Annotated in this window: 11 protein-coding genes; 8 read left to right on the top strand and 3 right to left on the bottom strand. The window is 64.7% G+C overall.

The window, feature by feature from the left end; genetic code table 11:
- Window positions 1–93 precede the first annotated feature (93 nt).
- Together ACVW1B_RS32770 and ACVW1B_RS32775 are read right to left on the bottom strand one after the other, a co-directional pair.
- Window positions 94–3267: an efflux RND transporter permease subunit gene (locus ACVW1B_RS32770; protein WP_225642972.1), complete on the bottom strand. Its 3174-nt coding sequence runs from the start codon at window positions 3265–3267 to the stop codon at window positions 94–96.
- Entirely contained in the window at window positions 3264–4481 is a 1218-nt protein-coding gene (locus ACVW1B_RS32775) for an efflux RND transporter periplasmic adaptor subunit (protein ID WP_253609858.1), read from the bottom strand. The genes ACVW1B_RS32770 and ACVW1B_RS32775 overlap by 4 nt, the downstream gene beginning before the upstream one ends.
- 833 nt (window positions 4482–5314) lie before the next feature.
- Between ACVW1B_RS32775 and ACVW1B_RS32780 the strand changes: the two genes are divergently transcribed.
- The 5 genes from ACVW1B_RS32780 (at window position 5315) to ACVW1B_RS32800 (ending at window position 15781) form a co-directional block, all read left to right on the top strand.
- Window positions 5315–13300, top strand: a complete 7986-nt coding sequence (locus tag ACVW1B_RS32780) for a cadherin domain-containing protein (RefSeq protein WP_310881124.1) — start codon at window positions 5315–5317, stop codon at window positions 13298–13300.
- Between the two features lie 338 nt (window positions 13301–13638).
- Entirely contained in the window at window positions 13639–14139 is a 501-nt protein-coding gene (locus tag ACVW1B_RS32785) for a phage tail protein (protein ID WP_225162022.1), read from the top strand.
- 42 nt (window positions 14140–14181) lie between these two features.
- Window positions 14182–14676 (top strand): phage tail protein, encoded by a 495-nt coding sequence (locus tag ACVW1B_RS32790; protein WP_253588614.1) that lies wholly within the window; start codon window positions 14182–14184, stop codon window positions 14674–14676.
- 12 nt (window positions 14677–14688) lie between these two features.
- On the top strand, window positions 14689–15222 hold the full coding sequence (locus ACVW1B_RS32795) for a phage tail protein (protein WP_253606179.1): 534 nt from the start codon (window positions 14689–14691) through the stop codon (window positions 15220–15222).
- Between the two features lie 7 nt (window positions 15223–15229).
- Window positions 15230–15781 (top strand): GNAT family N-acetyltransferase, encoded by a 552-nt coding sequence (locus ACVW1B_RS32800; protein WP_253606177.1) that lies wholly within the window; start codon window positions 15230–15232, stop codon window positions 15779–15781.
- On the opposite strand, the gene ACVW1B_RS32805 is transcribed toward ACVW1B_RS32800, so the two are convergent.
- Window positions 15763–16068 carry a DUF6916 family protein gene (locus ACVW1B_RS32805; RefSeq protein WP_253606175.1) on the bottom strand — a complete coding sequence of 102 codons (306 nt, stop codon included), beginning with the start codon at window positions 16066–16068 and terminating at the stop codon, window positions 15763–15765. The two genes, ACVW1B_RS32800 and ACVW1B_RS32805, sit on opposite strands and share 19 nt — an antisense overlap.
- Window positions 16069–16519: 451 nt before the next feature.
- Between ACVW1B_RS32805 and ACVW1B_RS32810 the strand changes: the two genes are divergently transcribed.
- The 3 genes from ACVW1B_RS32810 (at window position 16520) to ACVW1B_RS32820 (ending at window position 20999) form a co-directional block, all read left to right on the top strand.
- A complete protein-coding gene (locus ACVW1B_RS32810; RefSeq protein WP_253609857.1) occupies window positions 16520–17764 on the top strand; it encodes an IS4 family transposase in 1245 nt (414 codons plus the stop codon).
- A 442-nt stretch (window positions 17765–18206) separates the two neighbouring features.
- Window positions 18207–19361: an iron-containing alcohol dehydrogenase gene (locus ACVW1B_RS32815; RefSeq protein WP_253606173.1), complete on the top strand. Its 1155-nt coding sequence runs from the start codon at window positions 18207–18209 to the stop codon at window positions 19359–19361.
- An 87-nt stretch (window positions 19362–19448) separates the two neighbouring features.
- A complete protein-coding gene (locus ACVW1B_RS32820) occupies window positions 19449–20999 on the top strand; it encodes an AMP-binding protein (RefSeq protein WP_253606171.1) in 1551 nt (516 codons plus the stop codon).
- The last annotated feature ends 78 nt before the right edge of the window (window positions 21000–21077 follow it).

Genomic DNA, 21077 nt, shown 5'->3' on the forward strand with positions numbered 1-21077 from the left:
GCCGGTGGCCGTGCATCCTTCGAGACGCCTGCTTCGCAGGCTCCTCAGGATGACGGGGAAGGACTTGCTGCTGCGGAACGTTGGGTGCCGCCCTCAACCCGCCACGGTTGCCTTGGGCTCGGCCGGCTTGCCCTCGTTCTTTCCTTCCGCGAGGTTGCGCACCACCATGTAGAAGATCGGCGTGAAGACCAGGCCGAACAGGGTGACGCCGAGCATGCCGAAGAACACGGCAACGCCGACCGCCTGCCGCATCTCCGAGCCCGAACCGGTCGACACCACCAGCGGCAGCACGCCGAGGATGAAGGCGAACGAGGTCATCAGGATCGGCCGCAGACGGAGCCGGCAGGCCTCGATCACCGCGTCCAGCCGCGACCTCCCCTCGAGCTCGATGTCGCGTGCGAACTCGACGATCAGGATCGCGTTCTTGGCGGCCAGCCCCACCAGCACCACGAAGCCGATCTGGGTCAGGATGTTGACGTCCTGGCCCATCAGTCGCACGCCGATCGTGGCCGCGAACAGGCACATCGGCACGATCAGGATCACCGCGAACGGCAATGTCCAGCTGCCATATTGCGCGGCCAGCACCAGATAGACGAACAGCACGCAGATCGGAAACACGTAGAGGCCGGCATTGGCGCCGGTGACCTGCTGGTAGGACAGGTCGGTCCACTCGAACGAAAAGCCGCTCGGCAATGTCTGGTCGGCGAGCTGCTTGATGGTGTTGAGCGCCGTCGTCGAGCTCACGCCCGGTGCCGGCTCACCCTGTAGTTCGGACGCCGAGTACAGATTGTAGCGCGCGACGCGGTCGGGTCCCGAGACGTCCTTGAAGTCCACGATGCTGCCGAGCATCACCATGTCGCCGGCGACGTTGCGGGTGCGCAGCCTTGCGAGATCGGGGCTGTCTTTCCGGAACGGCAGATCGGCTTGCGCGGTAACGTGATAGGTGCGGCCGAACAGGTTGAAGTCGTTGACATAGGTCGAACCAAAATAGGTCTGGATCGTGTCATTAATGTTGGCGATCGGCACCCCAAGCTTCTGCGCCTTGACGCGATCAATGTCGACGAACAGCTGCGGCGTGTTCGCGGTGAACGGCGAGAACACCGACGTGAGAGACGGCGATTTGCGCGCGGCTGTCACCAGTTCATCGGTCGCGGAAGCCAGCAGTTCGGGTCCGCGCCCCTGCCGGTCCTGGACGCGGATGGTGAAGCCACCACCGGTGCCGATGCCGGGCACGGCCGGCGGCGGAATGACGATGATGAAGGCGCCCTGGATCACCGACAGACGCTTGCGCAATTCGGCCGTGATCGCGTTCGCCGTCAGCCCCTTCTTCAGGCGCGCCTCCGGCTCGTCGAATACCGGGAACAGCGCCGCGGCGTTGCCCTGCTGCGTGCGCGTCGCACCGGAGAAGCCGGCGAACGCCGCGACGCGAACGATGCCCGGCGTATCCAGCGCGATCCGCTCGATCTCGCGCACAACAGCGGTGGTCCGCGCCAGCGACGCGGCGCCCGGCAGTTGCGCCGAGATGATGACGTAGCCGCGATCCTGCGCCGGAATGAAGCCCTGCGAGGTGGTCGCGAGCAGCCAGCCGGCGCTGCCGATCAGTACGAGGTAGAGCGCAAGCATCACCACCGTATGCCGGATCACGAAGTCGGCCACCGATGCATAGCCGTGCGCGAGCCGGTCGAACACCCGGTTGAACAGCGCGGTGAAGCTGTCCCAGCCGCGCGCGATGATGTTCCAGCGCGCCGGCGGGCGTTTCTCCTCATGCGGCACCAGGATCTGCGAGGCCAGCGCCGGCGACAGCGTCAGCGAGCAGAAGCAGGAGATCGCGGTCGCGACCGCGATGGTGACCGCGAATTGCTGGAAGAACTGCCCGGAGATGCCGCCGAGGAAGGCGGTCGGCACGAACACCGCGCACAGCACGAGCGCGATCGAGACCAGCGCGCCGCCGACCTCCTCCATGGTCTTGAGCGCAGCGTCGCGCCTGCTCATGCCGTGCTCGAGATGCCGCTCGACATTCTCGACCACCACGATGGCGTCGTCGACCACGATGCCGACCGCCAGCACGAGGCCGAACAGTGTCAGATTGTTGATCGAGAAGCCGAGCGCGGCCATCACCGCGAAGGTGCCGACCAGCGACACCGGGATCGCGATGATCGGGATGATCGCAGGCCGCCATCCCTGCAGGAACACCAGCACCACGATGACGACGAGCGCCATCGCCTCGTAGATCGTCTTGATCAGCTCGTGGACCGATTGGGCGATGAATTCGGTCGGGTTGTAGCCGATATTGTAGTCGAGCCCCTTCGGGAAACTCGCCTTCATCCGCTCCATCGTGTCGGAGATGCTCTTGGCGGTCGCGAGCGCGTTCGATCCGGGCCGTTGCGTCACCAGCAGCGCGACGGCGGATTTGCGCAGCAGGAAGCTGTTGGTGGCGTAGGACAGCGCGCCGAGCTCGACGCGGGCGACGTCGCGCAGACGTACCGTGCGGCCGTCGGAGCCGGCCTTCACCACGATGTCCTCGAACTGCCTGATGTCCTTGAGGCGGCCGGTGAAGACGAGGTTCGGCTGGAATGCGCGATCGGCGATCGGCGGCTCGGCGATCTGGCCGCCGGCGATCTGCAGGTTCTGCGCCCGGATCGCCGCCAGCACCTCGGTCGAGGTCAGGCCGAGATTGGCGATCCGGTCGGGATCGAGCCACAGCCGCATCGAATAGTCGCGCGCGCCGAACATCTGGATGTCGCCGACGCCATCGAGCCGCAACAGCTGGTCGCGGACCTGCAGCAGCGCGTAGTTGGAGATGTAGAGCTGGTCGAACGTGTCGTCGGGCGACAGCATGAACACGACCATCAGGATGTCGGGCGAGTTCTTGCGCGTGGTCACGCCGTTGCGCTGCACCTCTTCGGGCAGCCGCGGCTGCGCGATCGCGACGCGGTTCTGCACCAGCACCTGGGCCTTGTCGAGGTCGGTGCCGAGCTTGAAGGTCGCGGTGATGGTGAGCTGGCCGTTCGACGTCGCCTGGCTGTAGAGATACAGCATGTCCTCGACGCCGTTGATCTCCTGCTCGATCGGCGCAGCGACGGTATCGGACACAGTCTGCGCCGAGGCGCCCGGATATTGCGTGGTGACCACGACGGTCGGAGGCACCACTTGCGGATATTCCGAGACCGGCAGCGTCGGATAGGCGATCGCGCCGACGATCAGCAGCACGATCGACAGCACCATCGCGAGGATGGGCTGGTTGATGGAGAGCCTGCCGAGATTCATGGTTTGGCACCTGCGGCGGGCTTGTCAGCGGCCGCGGGCTTGTCGCCTGCCGCGGGCTTGGAATCCGCCGGAGCCTGCGCCATCTTCGGCGTCACCTTGGCGCCGACGCGGGCGCGCTGCAGGCCGTCGACGATCACGTGATCCTCCGCCTTGAGGCCTTCGCGGACGACGCGCAGGCCATCGTCGAGCGGCCCGAGCGTGACAGCTCTTGCTTCCACCGTATTGTCGTCCTTGACCACGAACACGATCTTGCGCGACTGGTCGGTGGCAACAGCGCTGTCCGGGATCAGCAGCGCCTCATAGGGCGAGGAGCCGATGATGCGGACGCGGCCGAACTGGCCGGGCAGGACCGACAGATCCTTGTTCGGAACGACCGCGCGGCTGCGCAGCGTCGCGGTCGAGACGTCGAGCCGATTGTCGAGGAAGTCCATCTTGCCCTCATGCGAGGGCTTGGTTTCGCCGGTCAACGCGATCTGCACCGGGTTCGCCGTGTCGCGCGAGCTCGGCCGCCTGCCTTCGAACCACAGCTTGCTGTTGCGCTGATAGGTCGCCTCGTCGACGTCGAAATAGATGTAGATCGGATCGAGCGACACGATCGAGGTCAGCAGCGTCGCGCCGCCCTCGCTGCCCTGCACGAGATTGCCCGGAGTGACCAGATGCCGGCTGACGCGGCCGGTGATCGGCGCCAGCACATGGGTGAATTCGACATTGAGCTGCGCGGCCTTCAGCGTGCCTTCGGCCTGGGTCTCGGCGGCGCGCGCCGCCTGCAATGCCTGACGGCGCTGATCGACGACTTGCTCCGAGACCGCGCTGGTCTGCACGAGGTTCAGCCCGCGCTCGAGATCGCGCTTGGCAAGCTCCCCCTTGGCGCGCGCGTCGGCCAGCTGGCCTTCGGCCTGCAGCACGACCGCCTCGAACGGCCGCGGGTCGATAATGTAGAGCAGATCGCCGGCGTGGACGATCGCACCATCCTTGAACTCGACGCTGTTGACGAAGCCGCCGACACGGGCGCGGACCTGAACCTCCTCGATCGCCTCGAAGCGGCCGGTGAACTCGTCCCAGTCGGTGACGGTGCGCTTGACCGGCTGCGCGACGGTCACGGGTGGCGGCGCAGGCGCGGCCTGCGATTGCGCGCTCTTGTTGTCGCAGCCGCCGAGCGCCAGCGCCGCCAGCAGCCCGATCGGCGCAAGGCCAAGCCAAGGCCTGAGCGACAGGCCGCGTGAGGCATGGCGGCGAAGCGAATGACGCTCGACGCCGGTCACCGGAGCCACACGCCCCGTTCTGTCAATCGAACTCAATTCCCTCTCCCCAAGGATCAGTGCAGGGCTACGAAAGTCGCAATTAAACTTGCGGTGATTCAACGCGGATGGACCACCGCAATGTCGCGGCAGCGGACGTCACAGATGTAGCCGCTCCCCAGTCTGTTCAAGATGGCCGCCGGATCAAGCGAATAGTTGCGCAATCTGAAAGCCTTACGACGTGATCGCGAAGCCGTGACGACAGGAAGGGACAGATTCACTGGCCTTTCGGGTGAGGAGAGATCACAGACGGCTTGCCGGGAATCAATCCCAAGGCGAATCACCGACACATGTTCGTCACACAACGACAATTCCGCCTGCGGCGCAGAAACCACCGGGGGTCGCACAAGATTAAAAATGGTCGAGTTCCCACACTCTACCTCCCGCTGCATGGCCGAATCGTGGTTAACGGCGCGGTGTCACGTGGACACACATTGACACTCGGAAGCATCGACAATACGGTCGTGGTTGCCAACCGGTAAATTTTCTTGGCCGCCGCGCTTTTTCTCGAACATTCATTGGGCTTTTCTCGCGGCGTGAGTGAGTGGAAGCGATTACGTAATGGCAAGCGCATTTGAACTTGCTGATGTCGGGACTCCGCAACCGTCGCGGTGTCCGCATATTGCGAGCGGACCGGTGCGATCTCGGATCGCAAGTGATCAACCTCAACGTGTGAACTGCTTCACACCTCGTCGTCCCCAAAAATTGTAGTTAGTTGATCGGCTTTCACGCCGATCGCGGGAGTGCTCATGACGACCATACCTGCCTATACAATCGGTGGTTTAACCCGCCCCGAGCTTCATCTCGATCCGAGCGGCAATATCATTCTGGATCCGGCCGCGCAGGCGTTCGTCAATACGTATGGTCTGCAATATCTTTACCTGGGCTGTCCTCCCGGCACGCCGTGGCCGCCGGTGCCCGGCTTCCTATCGCCTCCGACCGACGCCAATTCCGGCGCCAACACGGTCGTTGAGGGCGCCGCAGCCAGTACATCGGTCGGCATCACCGCGCAATCCACCAGCCTGATCGGTCTTCCGGTCACCTATTCGCTGGCGTCCGATTCCTCGCATGGCGGCTTCAAGGTCGATCCGAATACCGGCGTCGTGTCGATTGCCGATCCCTCCAAGGTCGATTTCGAGAGCTCCGGCGGCAGCTACGTTGTCAATGTGCAGGCGACCGACGGTATCTTCGTCTCGTCGCAGAGCTTCACGATCGCGGTCAGCAATGCGCCGCCCTCGACACCGACCGACGGCAACGCCACCGCCAACGCCGTCAACGAGGGCGCCGCGGTCAACACCTCGGTCGGCATCACCGCGTCGTCGGCCGACGTCAACGGCCCCGGCGTCACCTACTCGCTGACATCGGATTCCTCCAATGGCGGCTTCAAGATCGATCCCACCACCGGCATCGTCACCGTCGCCAATTCCGCCAAGATCGACTTCGAGACCGCGCCGGGCCACGCCTACACCATCACGGTCCAGGCCAGCGACGGCCATGGCGGCGTCAGCTCGCAGAGCTTCACGATCAACGTCAACGACGTGGCGGTCAGCACCCCGGTCGACGTCAATGCCGCCGCCAACAGCGTCGTCGAAGGCGCAGCCGTCAACACGCTGGTCGGCATCACCGCCTCCGCGGTCGATCCGAACGGCCCCGCAACCACCTATTCGCTGACCGGCGACACCTCCGGCGGCGGCTTCACCATCAATGCCACGACGGGTGTCGTCACCGTCGCCGATCCGAACAAGCTCGATTACGAGAGCGCGCCGGGCCACGCCTACACCATCACGGTGCAGGCGACGAGCGGCGCGACCACGACGACGCAAACCTTCACGATCGGCGTGACCGACGCCCCGCCGTCGGCTCCCACCGACTCTGACGCCGCGACCAACACAGTGGTCGAAGGCGCCGCCATCGGCACCGCCGTCGGCATCACCGCGCACGCCACCGACATCAATGGCGGCACCGTGACCTATTCGCTGGTCGGTGATGCCCACGGCCTCACCATCAACGCCGCGACCGGCGTCGTCACCGTCGCCGATCCCACCAAGGTCGATTTCGAAACCGCGCCCGGCCACGCCTACACGATCACCGCGCAGGCCAGCGACGGCACGCAGACCAGCACGCAGACCTTTACCGTCAACGTCACCGACGTTGCGCCGTCGGCCCCGGTCGACAGCAATGCTGCCGCGAATACCGTCGTCGAAGGCGCGGCCGTCGGCACCACGGTCGGCGTCACCGCATCCTCGACCGACATCAACGGCCCGGCGGTAACCTATTCGCTGACCGGCGACAGCTCCGGCGGCGGCTTCACCATCAACGCGACAACAGGCGTCATCACCGTCGCCGACCCGAGCAAGCTCGATTACGAAAGCGCGCCCGGCCACGCCTATACCGTCACCGCGCAGGCCAGCGACGGCACCCTTGCGACCTCGCAGACCTTCACCATCGCCGTCACCGAAGCCCCGCCCTCGACCCCGGTCGACAGCGACGCCAGCGCCAATGCGATCGCCGAAGGCGCCGCCAACGGCTCGACCGTCGGTGTCACGGCGTCGTCGATCGACGTCAACGGCCCGCCGGTGACCTATGCGCTGATCGGCGACACCTCCGGCGGCGGCTTCACCATCGACGCGACAACCGGCGTCATCACCGTCGCGGATAGCACCAAGGTCGATTACGAGAGCAGCGGTCCGACCCATTCCTACACCGTCACCGCGCAGGCCAGCGACGGCACGACGGCGAGCTCGCAAACCTTTACGATCGCCGTCACCGACGTCGCGCCGTCGACCCCGGTCGACTCCGACGCCGGCGCCAACACCGTCATTGAAGGCGCAGCCAACGGCTCGACCGTCGGTATCACCGCGTCGGCGACCGACATCAACGGTCCGGCCGTGACCTATTCGCTGATCGGCGACAGCTCCGGCGGCGGCTTCACCATCAATGCCGCAACCGGCGTCGTTACGGTCGCCGATTCGAGCAAGCTCGATTTCGAAAGCTCGGGCGGCAGCTACACCGTCACCACGCAAGCCAGCGACGGCACGCTGGCGAGTTCGCAGACCTTCACCATCAACATCGCGGATGTTGCGCCATCGACGCCGGTCGACGGCGACGCCGCCGCCAACAGCGTTGTCGAAGGCGCGGCCGCCGGCACTGCGGTCGGCATCACCGCGCATGCGACCGACGTCAACGGCCCGGCCGTGACCTGGTCGCTGATCGGCGACACCTCCGGCGGCGGCTTCACCATCGACCCGACGACTGGCGTCATCACCGTCGCCGACCCGACCAAGATCGATTATGAGGGCAGCGGCCCGACCCATTCTTATACGGTGACCGCGCAGGCCAGCGACGGCACGCTGGCGAGCTCGCAGAGCTTCACCATCGCCGTCAACGACGCCGCACCGTCGACCCCGGTCGATGCCGACGCCGGCACCAACACGATCGCCGAAGGCGCTGCCAACGGCTCGACCGTCGGCATCACCGCGGCGGCAACCGACGTCAACGGCCCGGCCGTGACCTGGTCGCTGATCGGCGACACCTCCGGCGGCGGCTTCACCATCAACGCGACGACGGGCGTCATCACCGTCGCGGACAGCTCCAAGATCGATTACGAAAGCCCGGCCGGGCACGCCTACACCGTCACCGCGCAGGCCAGCGACGGTTTGCTCACGAGCTCGCAGACCTTCACCATCGCCGTCACCGACGTCGCGCCGTCGACCCCGGTCGATGCCGACGCCGGCGCCAACCGCGTTGCGGTCAACGCACCGGTCGGCGCGGGAACCAGCGTCACGGCATCCTCGACGGACGTCAACGGCCCCGCCGTGACCTATTCGCTGGTCGGCGACACTTCCGGCGGCGGCTTCACCATCGATGCGACCACCGGCAAGATCACGGTCGCCGATCCCAGCAAGATCAACATTGCCGACCCGTCCTATGACGTCACGGTCGATGCGAGCGACGGTACGCTGCACAGCCAGCAGACCTTCACCATCGCCGTCGTGGTCGACCAGGCGCCGGTCGTCACCGCCGGCCACACGCTGAACTACACCGAGAACCAGGCCGCGACCGTGATCGATTCGGCGATCACCGTCACCGACGGCGATGACGCCAATCTGGTGTCCGCGACGGTGCAGATCACCGGCAACTATGCCAGCGGCCAGGATGTCCTCGGCTTCACCAACCAGAACGGCATCACAGGCTCGTTCAATGCCGCGACCGGAACGCTGACGCTGACCGGCTCCTCCAGCGTCGCGAACTACCAGGCCGCGCTGGCGTCGGTGACTTACATCAACAGCAGCGACAATCCGTCCGGGCTGGCGCGCACCGTCACCATCACGACCAATGACGGCACGCTCGACAGCTCGCCGGTCACCGACACCATCAACGTCACCCCGGTCAACGACCCGCCCGTCGTCACCGCCGGTCACACCCTCAATTACACCGAGAACCAGGCCGCGACCGCGTTCGACCCGGCGATCATCGTGTCCGACGTCGACAACACTACGCTGACCGGCGCGACGGTGCAGATCACCGGCAACTACGCCAACGGTCAGGACGTCCTCGCCTTTACGTCCCAGAACGGCATCACCGGCTCGTTCAATGCGGGAACCGGCATGCTGACGCTGACAGGCACCGCCAGCGTCGCCGATTATCAGGCGGCGCTCGCCTCGGTGACCTATCAGAACACCAGCGACAACCCGTCGGGCCTGGCGCGCACCGTCACGATCATCGCAAACGACGGCACGGCGACCTCCACGCCGGTTACCGGCACCATCAACGTCACGCCGGTCAACGATCCGCCGGTCACGACCGCCGGCGGCACGCTGAACTACACCGAAAACCAGGCCGCGACCGTGATCGATGCGTCGGTCAACGTGACCGACGTCGACAGCGCCAATCTGACCGGCGCGACGGTGCAGATCACCGGCGGCTTCGCCGCCGGCCAGGACGTGCTGGGCTTCGTCAACCAGAGCGGCATCACCGGCTCGTACAATTCCGGGACCGGCGTGCTGACGCTGACCGGCTCCGCCAGCGTCGCCAACTACAAGGCCGCGCTCGATTCCATCACCTATTTCAACTCGAGCGACAACCCATCCGGGGCGGATCGCACCGTCAGCTTTACGGTCAACGACGGCACCGACAGCAGCAACACCTCGACCTCGACCATCCACGTCACGCCGGTCAACGATGCGCCGGTCGTGAGCTTCGGTGCCATCACCGGCTTCTCCGAGCCGCCGAACGGCACGCCGGCAGCGAACTCGACGCCGGTCACGATCACGCCGAACCTGACGATCACGGACGCCGAAGGCAATAACCTGACCGATGCGACCTTCGTTCTGAACAATCTGAAGCCGTCGGATGCGCTGTCGATCGCAGGCCACGCCGGCAACAGCGGCGATATCGGCGGCATCCACTTCGAGATCACCAGCACCGCCGGTACCGAAACGATCAGCTTCACCGGTACCGACACGCTTGCGCACTACAATGCGGCGCTGGACCTGATCCAGTTCAACAACACCAGCGAAAACCCCGACACCACCGCGCGCTCCTACAGCCTGACCGTGCACGATGACGGCGGTACCGCGAATGGCGGCAGCAACACCGGGACGGGATCGACGACGGGAAGCGTCACCGCGGTGGACGACGGACCCACCGCGTCGGTGCCGGCGGACAATTCGATCGGCACGGCATTCTCGCACACCGACTTCGCGATTTCAGGACTTTCGGTCGCCGACATCGATGCCGCCAGCGGCAACGTCACGGCGACGATTGCCTCAAGCCATGCGAACCTGACCTTCAATACCGCCGGGCTCGCCAGCTCCACCAACAACAGCAGCCACACGGTGACGCTGACCGGCACCGTCGCACAGGTCAACACCGCGCTGGCGACCTTGACATACAACAGCGACGACGGCTTCACCGGCTCGGATACCGTCACGCTGAACATCAACGACAACGGCAACACCGGCACCGGCGGGCCGCTCACGTCGGGCGCCCAGACCTTCCACGTCGGCGTGGTCCCGCAGGTGTTCTATATCGACAACTCGCCCACGGCGCTGGCCAACAGCGCCAATCTCGGCACCGCGGCCGATCCATACACCTCGATCGCCGCCTACAACGCGGCGAATCCGGCCGGCTCTGGCGACTATGTCGTGCTGAGGTCCGGCACCTATACCGAGGCCAACGGCATCAACCTCGCCAATGGCGTCAACCTGGTCGGCGGCAGTCACTCCCTGACGTTCACCAATCCGGTGACCGGCGCCGTGGTGACCGCCAACACTGCGACCGGCACCGATCCGGTGATCAAGGTGACCGGCGCCGACAACGGCATCGACCTGCTCGGCACCTCGGGCCACAGCATCAGCGGCGTCAGCATCGATACCTCGGCCTCGACCGGCATGGGCATCAGCGACGACAACAACAATGTCGGCACCGTCACGATGTCCGACATCACGGTCAAGACTGCCAGCGGCACCGGCATGAGCTTCACCCATGGCGGCACCATCACGCTGACCGGCACCAACAACTCCATCACGTCGGGCACCGGCACCGCGCTCGATGTCGAGAACACCCAGATCGGCTCGTCCAACCTCATCCTCAAGAGCATCACCTCGAGCGGCGGGTCCAACAACGGCATCATCCTGTCGAATACCGGCACGGCCGCCGGCAATGGCGGCCTGCACATCACCGGCGACGGTTCGACGGTGGGCAGCGGCGGCACCATCGCCAACAAGACCGGCGCCGACGGCAGCACCACGCAGGGCAGCGGCGTCTACCTGAACAACACCAAGGACGTTCAGCTGTCCTATCTGGCGATGCACGACTTCCAGAACTACGGCATCGTCGGCACCAGCGTCACCGGCTTTACCCTCGGCAACACCACGGTGACCGGCACCAACGGCACCAACGTCGGCGGCATCGGCGAGGGCGACGTCTACTTCACCGGCCTGTCCGGCACGGCGTCGGTAACGAATTCGACCTTCACGGGCGCAGCGCTCGATGCGTTCCACGTCTTCAACAACAGCGGTCAGACACTCAACCGCATCACCATTACCGGCTCGACCTTCGCGACCAATTCGGCGGCCGGAAACAGCTCGGGCGATGCCCTGGTGTTCCAGGCCACCGACGGAACATTCAACGCGACCGTCCAGAATTCGACATTCACGTCGGCGCGCGGCGACCTGTTCCAGCTCGATCTGCACGGCGGCGTCAACTCGGACCTCGTGCTGAACGGAAACAGTTTCTCGAACAACAACCAGAATATCGTCTCGGGCGGCGGCGGCATCACCATCAGCTCCGGCGGGACCGGCGACCACGCCAACCTGACCTTCAACATCGCCAACAATACCATGCGTGATGCCCTCGGCACCGCGCTCGGCATCAGCACGGGATCAGGAGCAAGCTCGTTCAACGGCACGATCGATTCCAACACGATCGGCGTCGCCGGCGTCGCCAACAGCGGCTCCGCCCAGGGCAGTGACATCGGCTTCGTCACGATGGGCGGGGCCAATTCCAGCGTCACGATCACCAACAATCATCTGTATCAGTACAACAACGACGGAATCGAACTGCAGACCGGTGACGCTGCGAACGGCGGCAACGCCCTATTGACCGCGATCGTCATGGGCAACACGGTGTCCAACCCGGGTGCGTTCGGCGCTCATGGCTTCGAACTTAATGCCGGCACGGTCGCGGGCGATGCGCAGAGCGTCTCGCTGACGCTGGGCGGCACCGGCGCCCAGGAAAATCAGTTCCTCGGTTCGGGCGCGACCGGCACCGACATCCGGCTGCGCGATCGGTTTGCCACCACCGTCGGCCTGCACGCGGGCGACGGCTCGTCCTATGGCGGCGGCGCGACCGATACCGCCGCAATCTCGAGCTACGTCCTGGCGCACAATACGGTCACCACGGCGCCGACCATCAGCGTCACGGCGGGCAGCACCAATGGCTTCGGCTCGTCGCCGCTGCTCGCCGCGGATGGCGGCGTGCAGGCCGCCGTCGCGACCCCGGGTGAAACCCACCTGACGCAAAGCCAGCTCGACTCGGTCGTCTCGGCGGCCATTACCCAATGGGCAAAGGCTGGCGTGGACGCGGATCAACTGGCCGCGCTGCATGCCGTCACCTTCAGCGTCGCTGATCTCGCCGGCCAGGTGGTCGGCCTGGAAAGCGCCGGCCACATTACGATCGATGCCGATGCCGCCGGCCATGGCTGGTTCGTCGATTCGACACCGTTTGACAATTTTGAGTTCCCCCACGCGCTCAATGCTTCCGGCTCCGATCTGCAGACCGATTCGTCGACGGCCGCAGCCGGTCATCTCGATCTATTGACCGCCGTGGTCCATGAGTTGGGACACGTGCTCGGCCTCCCCGACCTGACGTCGTCATCCGATGCCAACGACCTGATGTATATCAGTCTCACCGACGGCGAGCGGCGGCTCCCAACCGCCGCGGATGTCACGCAGGCCAACGTGGGATCGGCGAAGGCGATGCCCATGCAGAGCAGCACATCCTCGACTCTGAACCGCGACGGCTTCGACTTCTCGTCGTTCACCCAGACGCCGTCGCAGGCCAGCACGAGCCACGCGGACCCGGCCGCGAACACCCAGACCTGGTCCGATCTGTTCAGCGGGCACGCCAATGCCGGCACCCCATGGTGGGTCGGCCATGAGGCGACGTTCGCCGCCATGGGCGGCACGCAAACCGACAACCACGCCCAGTTGCACCATGACCTGATCGTCTGACCGGGCACCGTATCGACTACACAACGCCTGCCGAAGCGTCCCGGCAGGCGTTGCCTCAGATGGATGGGATCCGCGCTTCCGTCGACCCGGCAAACTTCAATCGCCTCATGATGTCCGCTTGGACATGTCCGATTCGTGACAACGGTCCCGTCAGCAGCGATACCGTCTCGTCGCGAACTGCGAATGGCTCGCGCGGCCGCGGAATCGAAAAAATCGCGGAAACCAGACAATCGTTGAGGTTGCACTAGCCGCAAAACACGCTATCGTGCAGACGTTGCACACGCAGCATCATTGCTTCGAATTTTTCACAAATCGTACGACGTATTCGCGGAGGACCGATGGCCGATCCGTTTCTTTCCGAAGTCCGCATGATGTCGTTCGGCTTTGCGCCCAAGGGTTGGGCATTTTGCAACGGCCAACTGCTTCCCATCGCTCAGAATCAGGCACTGTTCTCGTTGCTAGGTACGACCTACGGCGGGGACGGGCGCGTCACTTTTGGCCTGCCCGACCTTCGAGGCCGGGTGCCGATAAGTATGGGCCCCGGCTATACGCTCGGCCAACGCGGCGGCGAGGAGAGCCACACGCTCACGATCAACGAGATGGCGCAGCACAATCATTTGGCCAACGCCACCAACAGCAACGGTAGCCAGCCGCTCGATTCGGGGGCCTATCTCGGTGCCTTCAACAACGGCTACAGCACGTCGACGACCGACATCACCCCGCTCAATCCATTGACCGTGGGCAATGCCGGCGGCAGCCAGGCCCATCAGAACATGCAACCGTTCCTGACGATCAATTTCAGCATTGCCCTCCAGGGCATTTTCCCCTCGCAGAATTGACGAGAAGCGCCGATGTCAGAATCCTATTTAGGCGAAATCCGTATGTTCGGCGGCAGCTTTGCCCCGGTCGGATGGAATTTCTGTGACGGCAGCCTGTTGGCGATCTCCCAGTACGACGCGCTGTTCAATCTGATCGGCACCACCTATGGCGGCGATGGCCAATCCACCTTCGCGGTCCCCGATCTGCGCGGCCGTGTGCCAATCCACACGGGCACCGCCAGCAGCGGCACGACCTATGCCATGGGGCAGACTGGCGGCGTCGAAAACGTAACACTCACGACGCAGACGATCCCGCAGCATTCGCACGCCTTCATCGCCGCGAAGCAGACCGGCACCGCGTCGAACCCGCAGGGAAATATTCTCGATCAGACGACCGGCACAATCGCGATGTATATCGACGGCCAGCCGCCCGACGGGCCCATGGCAGGCGGAATGCTGACGAATACCGGCGGAAACCTGCCGCACAGCAATTTGCAGCCGCTGCTTTGCGTCACCTTCATCATTTCGCTGTCCGGCATTTTCCCGAGCCAGGGCTAGGAGCGCGACACCATGGCCGACCCCTTCGTCGCCGAAATCCGCATCTTTCCGTTCAACTTCGCTCCCAAGGGCTGGGCCTTCTGCAGCGGCCAGATCCTGCCGATCTCGCAGAACACGGCGCTGTTTTCGCTGCTCGGCGTCACCTATGGCGGCAACGGCACCTCGAATTTCGCGCTTCCCAACATGCAGGGCAACGCGCCGCTGGCGCCCGGACAGGGCCCGGGGCTGTCGCTGTATGACCTCGGCGAGACCATCGGCTCCCCCAATGTGACGCTGCTGCAAAACCAGATACCGCAGCACAACCACCCCGTGAACGTCGGTACGCAGGACACGGCCGACGTTCAAGTCCCGAGCCCGACCCGCATCCTCGGCAAATCGGCCAACGCGTTCGCCTACCTGCCCGGGAGCCCGGCGCCAACACTGACGCAGATGAACGCCACCATGATCGGCATGACGGGCGGCAACCTTCCGCACAACAACATGCAACCTTACCTCACGCTGAACTTCTGCATCGCACTGCAGGGCGTCTTCCCGGCGCGAGGCTGAGCTCGTTTTGGCTCTCGACGCGCCAGGCACCATCACGCCCACCTTCGGCTGGGCGCGCGCGGCCGAAGTCGGTTGCGGCTTTCGCCGCCTGTCGGAGGCGGACCTGCCGTTCCTCGGCCGCCTCTATGCCTCGACGCGCACCGAAGAACTTGCGCCGGTGCCGTGGAGCGAGGCCGACAAGGCCGCCTTTCTCGAACAGCAATTCCGCGCCCAGCACGCGCACTACCAGCAGCACTATCCGAACGCCGATTGGCTGGTGATCGCGCGCCAGGGTGGTGAAGACGTCGGCCGGTTCTATCTCGAACGCTGGCCGAGCCAGCACCGCATCATCGACATCGCCTTCCTACCGGAGCATCGCGGCAGGGGCTACGGCGAAGCGTTGCTGCGCGACGCGATGGACGAGGCGGCGGCCGCCGGCAAGGATGTCTCGATCCATGTCGAGAAGCTCAACCCGGCGATGCGGCTCTACCGGCGGCTCGGCTTCATCACCGAGGAAGACAAGGGCGTCTACGACCTGATGCGCTGGCGGGCGGCAGAGCGTCAGGTGAAGATCGCCTGATAACCATTGCCGTGCGCGACCGGACCGATCGGCACCAGGAACATCTCGATCACGCCCAATGCCGGATGCCGCACCGGATAGATCGCCTGCGGCAGCCACGCGGCCTTCGGCGCCGTGAACAGCAGCGAGAACGCGCCGCCCGGCCGGCCGCTGTTGCCCACGGGCTCGACCTTGGCGAGCTTCAGCGGCACGACGCGATCCCTCTCCGCCTGCATCTCGAACTCCGCATCCTGATGCGGCGTGAAGTCGTCAATATGCAGTTTCGCGAGATCGACGGTGGATGTCATGTGCACGCCCTGGTTGGTCCCGAAGCTGTAGCACGCCGCGTGCCGCCTCGCGCGACAAAAAGGACCTGACGGGCAGCGCAGCGCGAGATCGGCACCCGGCTTTGCCTGCGCCCTCTGCTTCGACAGGGGGCAAGTAAACGCAAGACTCGGACGCTTTGCGCGGCGAGGATGCGGACGCATGGCTCACAAGCCTGCCACACATTCGCTGTCGTCCCTGCGAAAGCACTAGCGTGTCTACACGGTTTTGGGGCGCGACAGATTGACTCGGTGCAGCAAGAAGTGGCGTCTCTGCAGCATGTTGTATGATTCTCTCACTGGCGCTTTGATTCGAAGGAGCGCCAGCGATGCAGCCGGATTTGTCTTTGGGTGAGTTCGGGGACGTTCGTCTCGACAAAAGGGGGCGACGCTTCTCCGGGCTATGCTTTGCACGCGCAGCGTCTGCTTGCGCCAGATGGCCCGGGGCGATTGGGCTGCCAATATGGCGTTCTGGCGGTTTGTGAACAACCCCCAAGTCACGATCGATAAATTGATTGAGGGCTGGAGCGCGCAGACGCGGACTGCGGTCAGCGGGCGTCATGTGCTGGCGATCCAGGATACGAGCGAGGTCAAGTTCCAGACCCAGGCGGGACGGCGGCGCGGGCTGGGCAAAGTCGGCAAGGGCAATGCTCGCGGCGTGCTGTTGCATGCGATGATGGCGGTGGATGCCGACAGCGGGGTCTGTCTTGGCCTTACTGGCGGCAACGTTTGGACGCGCAAAGGCAAGGTAAAAATCCCGCATGAGCGGCGCGCCTTGGCCGACAAGGAGTCGGCGCGCTGGGTGACGGCCGCCGAGCAAGGCCGCGACGTCCTGGCAGATGCCCGCATGATCACCGTCGTCAACGACCGCGAGGGGGATTTCTTTGCTCACTGGGCGCTGACGCCAGCTGAGAATGTCCATCTTCTGTCGCGTGCCATGCACGACCATGCGCTGGTCGATGGCGACACACTTTATCAGGCGGTCGAGCGGAGCCGCTTCTGCGACAACGCGGTGATCGATCTGCCGCAGCGAATGGATCGGCGCGGCCGGCAGGCCCATCTCTCGATGCGCTTCGGAACCGTCGTGCTCAAGCGGCCGCAGAGGCCCGGCGTCACCGACTTGGCGGAGGGCATCAAACTCAGCTTCGTAGAAGTGGTCGAGTTGCATCCGCCGAGAGGTGCGGAGCCCATTCGCTGGCTGCTCCTGACCACTCATCCGGTCGCCACCGTTAAAGACGCCTGGCAGATCGTCTCCTGGTACCGCCAGCGCTGGATCATTGAGCAACTCTTTCGCTCGCTGAAGAGCCAGGGTTTGCGCATCGAGGATAGTCAGATCGAGAGCGCCGAAGGCCTGATCAAGCTCGTGGCGGTCGCCACCAGAGCGGCATGTATCGTCATTCAACTCGTTCAGGCCCGCAACAGTGGCGAAGAATTGCCGGCTGAATTTGTCTTCACCGCAGAAGAGATCGAGACGCTCAGGGCCATCAACAAAACCATGAAAGGTCGCACCGAGCTTCAGAAAAACCACCATCGCCCCAACACTCTTGCTTGGGCGGCATGGATCATCGCAAAACTCGGCGGATGGACCGGCTACGCCTCCCACCGTCAACCTGGACCAATCACCTTCCACACCGGAATGGCCCGCTTCCAAATCCTCGCAAATGGCCCGACAAACGCGTAGATGCACTAGTGCGAAAGCAGGGACCCATAACCATGAGTGGTCATTAGCGAGCGAGGCTGGAATGATGAGTCCCTTCAACAAGGAACGCCGCGGCGTATGGGTCCCTGCTTTCGCACTAGCGTATATACATATCCTCCGCAGTCTTTCCGGAGTCTTCTCAAAGAGTTGGCCGAAAACCGCAGAGAACTTACTCATCTGCACTAGGGTTGCGCCCGCCGATTTCGGCTCTCGCCTAGTAGCTAACCCCTTGATGATGAGTCGGTTTTCTAGCCTCGAAGAGATGTGTAAATGCCCTAGTGCTTTCGCAGGGACGACAGCGGAATAGGCAGCACGACCATACCAGCCACCGGCCCAGAGCCCTAATGACGGCCCCGATTTCCTCCGCTAACCTCGCCGCAAAGGGCCGCCAGCAAGGCAGACCGTGTTGAGGGAGGACAGGCGCGTGCATCAAGGCCGTGTCGTATTCGGCGCCATGGACGAGGTCGTGTTCGGGCGGCCCGCGCGTGAGGCCATCGTCGAGCAGCTGGACCGGATTGGCGCCGAGCGCGCCTTTCTGATGGTGTCGGGCACGCTGAACCGCGAGACCGACGAGATCGAGAAGGTTCGCGCGGCGCTTGGGCCCCGCTGCGTCGGCACCTTCGACAAGATGCCGGCGCATACGCCGCGCGCCGCGGTGATCGCGGCGGCGCAACAGGCGCGCAGCGCGAAAGCGGATTTGATCGTCACGATCGGCGGCGGCTCGATCACCGACGGCGCCAAGGCGGTGCAGCTTTGCCTCGCCAACAACGTCACGACGGCTGACGGCATCGAGACGATCCGCACCCATGGCGGCGTCTCGCCCGCGATGAATCCACCGACCGTGCGCCAGATCAGCGTGCCGACCACCATCGCCGGTGGCGAGTTCTCGTCGATCGCCGGCGTCACCAACGAGGCCAAGCGGCAGAAGGAGATGTTGCGCCATCCGCTGGTGATGCCGCGCGCCACCATCCTCGATCCGGAACTGTCGGTGCACACGCCGGAATGGCTGTTCCTGTCGACCGGCATCCGTGCCGTCGACCATTGCGTCGAGGGCATCTGCTCGCGCGAGGCGCATCCTTACGGCGACGCGCAGGCGCTGAAGGGACTCGAGATGCTGGCAGCCGGCCTGCCGCGGGTGAAAGCCGACCCGAAGGATATTTCGGCGCGAATGGATTGCCAGATCGGCACCTGGCTCTCCACCGGCCCGCTCGCCTCGGGTGTGCCGATGGGCGCGAGCCACGGCATCGGCTACGTGCTCGGCGCCGAATTCGACGTGCCGCACGGCTATACCTCGTGCGTGATGCTGCCCGCGGTGATGCGCTGGAACAAGCGCGACAATGCCGACCGGCAGGCGCTGGTCGCGGCCGCAATGGGACATGCGGGCGCGGACGCCGGCGACGTGCTTGACCGCTTCATCCGCGACCTCGGCATGCCGCGCAGCCTGCAGGAGGTCCACGTCGGCTCCGAGCATTTCGACCGCATCGCAAAGCAAGCGATGCGAACGCCCTGGGTGCCGCGCAATCCGCGCAAGATCGACGATCCATCCCAGGTTCGCGAGATTCTGGAGATGGCTGCATAGAGCGCTTTCGAGCGAAGTGGGTACCGGTTCGCGTGAAGAAAACGCGTCAAACAAGAACAAGCACGATCAAGGGGGATCTGGAGTTCGATGTACACCGGCAAGCATGCTTACCTGCGCCCGCTGCAACCCGCCTTCATCATGGCCGGGACCGGCGAGACCGTCACCTATCGTGAACTCGAGGCGCGCTCCAACCGGCTCGCGCATCTGTTCCGCAAGCAGGGGCTGCGGCGGCTCGATCATTATTCGATCTTCATGGAGAACAACAACCGCTACCTCGAGGCCTGCGGCGCCGGCGAGCGCGCCGGGCTCTACTTCACCTGCGTCAACTCCTACCTCACCGCGGGCGAACTCGCCTACATCCTGACCAACAGCCAGTCGCGGATCCTGATCACCTCGAAGCTGAAGCTCGACATCGCGCGCGAGGCGCTGAAGGAGTGCCTGCGGGTCGAGCTCTGCATCGTGGTCGACGGCGAAAGCGAGAGCGATCGCATTGTCGGACTGCGAGAGGCCACCGCAGGCCTGCCGTCAACGCCGATCGCGGACGAATTTGCCGGCACCGCGATGCTGTATTCCTCCGGCACGACCGGCCGGCCCAAGGGCATCGTGCGGCCGCTGCCGGAGCAGCCGCCGTCGCAGAACCTGCCGCTGTTCGATTTCCTGACCAAGCTTTGGCACTACCGCGAGGGCATGGTCTACCTCTCGCCGGCGCCGCTCTACCACTCGGCGCCGCAGGCCGCGGTCAATCTCACCATCCGGATGGGCGGCACGGTCGTCATCATGGAGAGCTTCGACCCGGAGCGCTATCTGCAGCTGGTCGAGCAATGGGGCATCACCCACAGCCAGCTGGTGCCGACCATGTTCTCGCGTCTGCTGAAACTGCCCGAGGAGGTTCGCACCCGCTACGATCTGTCGACCCTCGAGATCGCGATCCACGCCGCCGCGCCCTGCCCGGCGCTGGTCAAGGACGACATGATCAAATGGTGGGGTCCCATCATCCACGAATATTACGGCGCGACGGAGGGGCTCGGCTTCACCGCCTGCAACAGCGAGGAGTGGCTCGCGCATCGCGGCACCGTCGGCAGGGTCCTGCTCGGCGATCTGCACATCCTCGACGAGAACATGCAGCCCTGCCCCAAGGGAACGCCGGGCACCGTGTGGTTCAAGACCGCCACGCCATTCGAATATTTCAACGACCCCGCCAAGACCAGCGAGGCGCGCTCGCCCGACGGTAGCATGAGCACGGTCGGCGACGTCGGCTATGTCGACGACGACAACTTCCTCTATCTCACCGACCGCGCCACCTTCATGATCATCTCCGGCGGCGTGAACATCTATCCGCAGGAATGCGAGAACCTCCTGATCACCCATCCCAAGGTCGCCGACGCCGCGGTGTTCGGCGTACCCAATGTCGATCTCGGCGAGGAAGTGAAGGCGGTGGTGCAGCCGGTCGACGGTATCGCGCCGGGGCCGGACCTCGCCGAGGAACTGATCGCGTTCTGCGCCGGCGCGCTGTCGCGCCAGAAGGTGCCGCGCTCGGTGGATTTCGAAGCCGAGCTGCCGCGGCTGCCGACCGGCAAGCTCTACAAGCGCCTGCTGCGTGACCGCTATTGGGGCAACAAGACCTCGCGGATCGTGTGAGCGGCGGTGCGGCATCCAGACTGATGCTGCCAACCAAGCCGACGGACGCAACGGACTCGCCGGTCGCGCGGATTTCGC

This window comes from Bradyrhizobium sp. USDA 4502 (assembly GCF_054063355.1).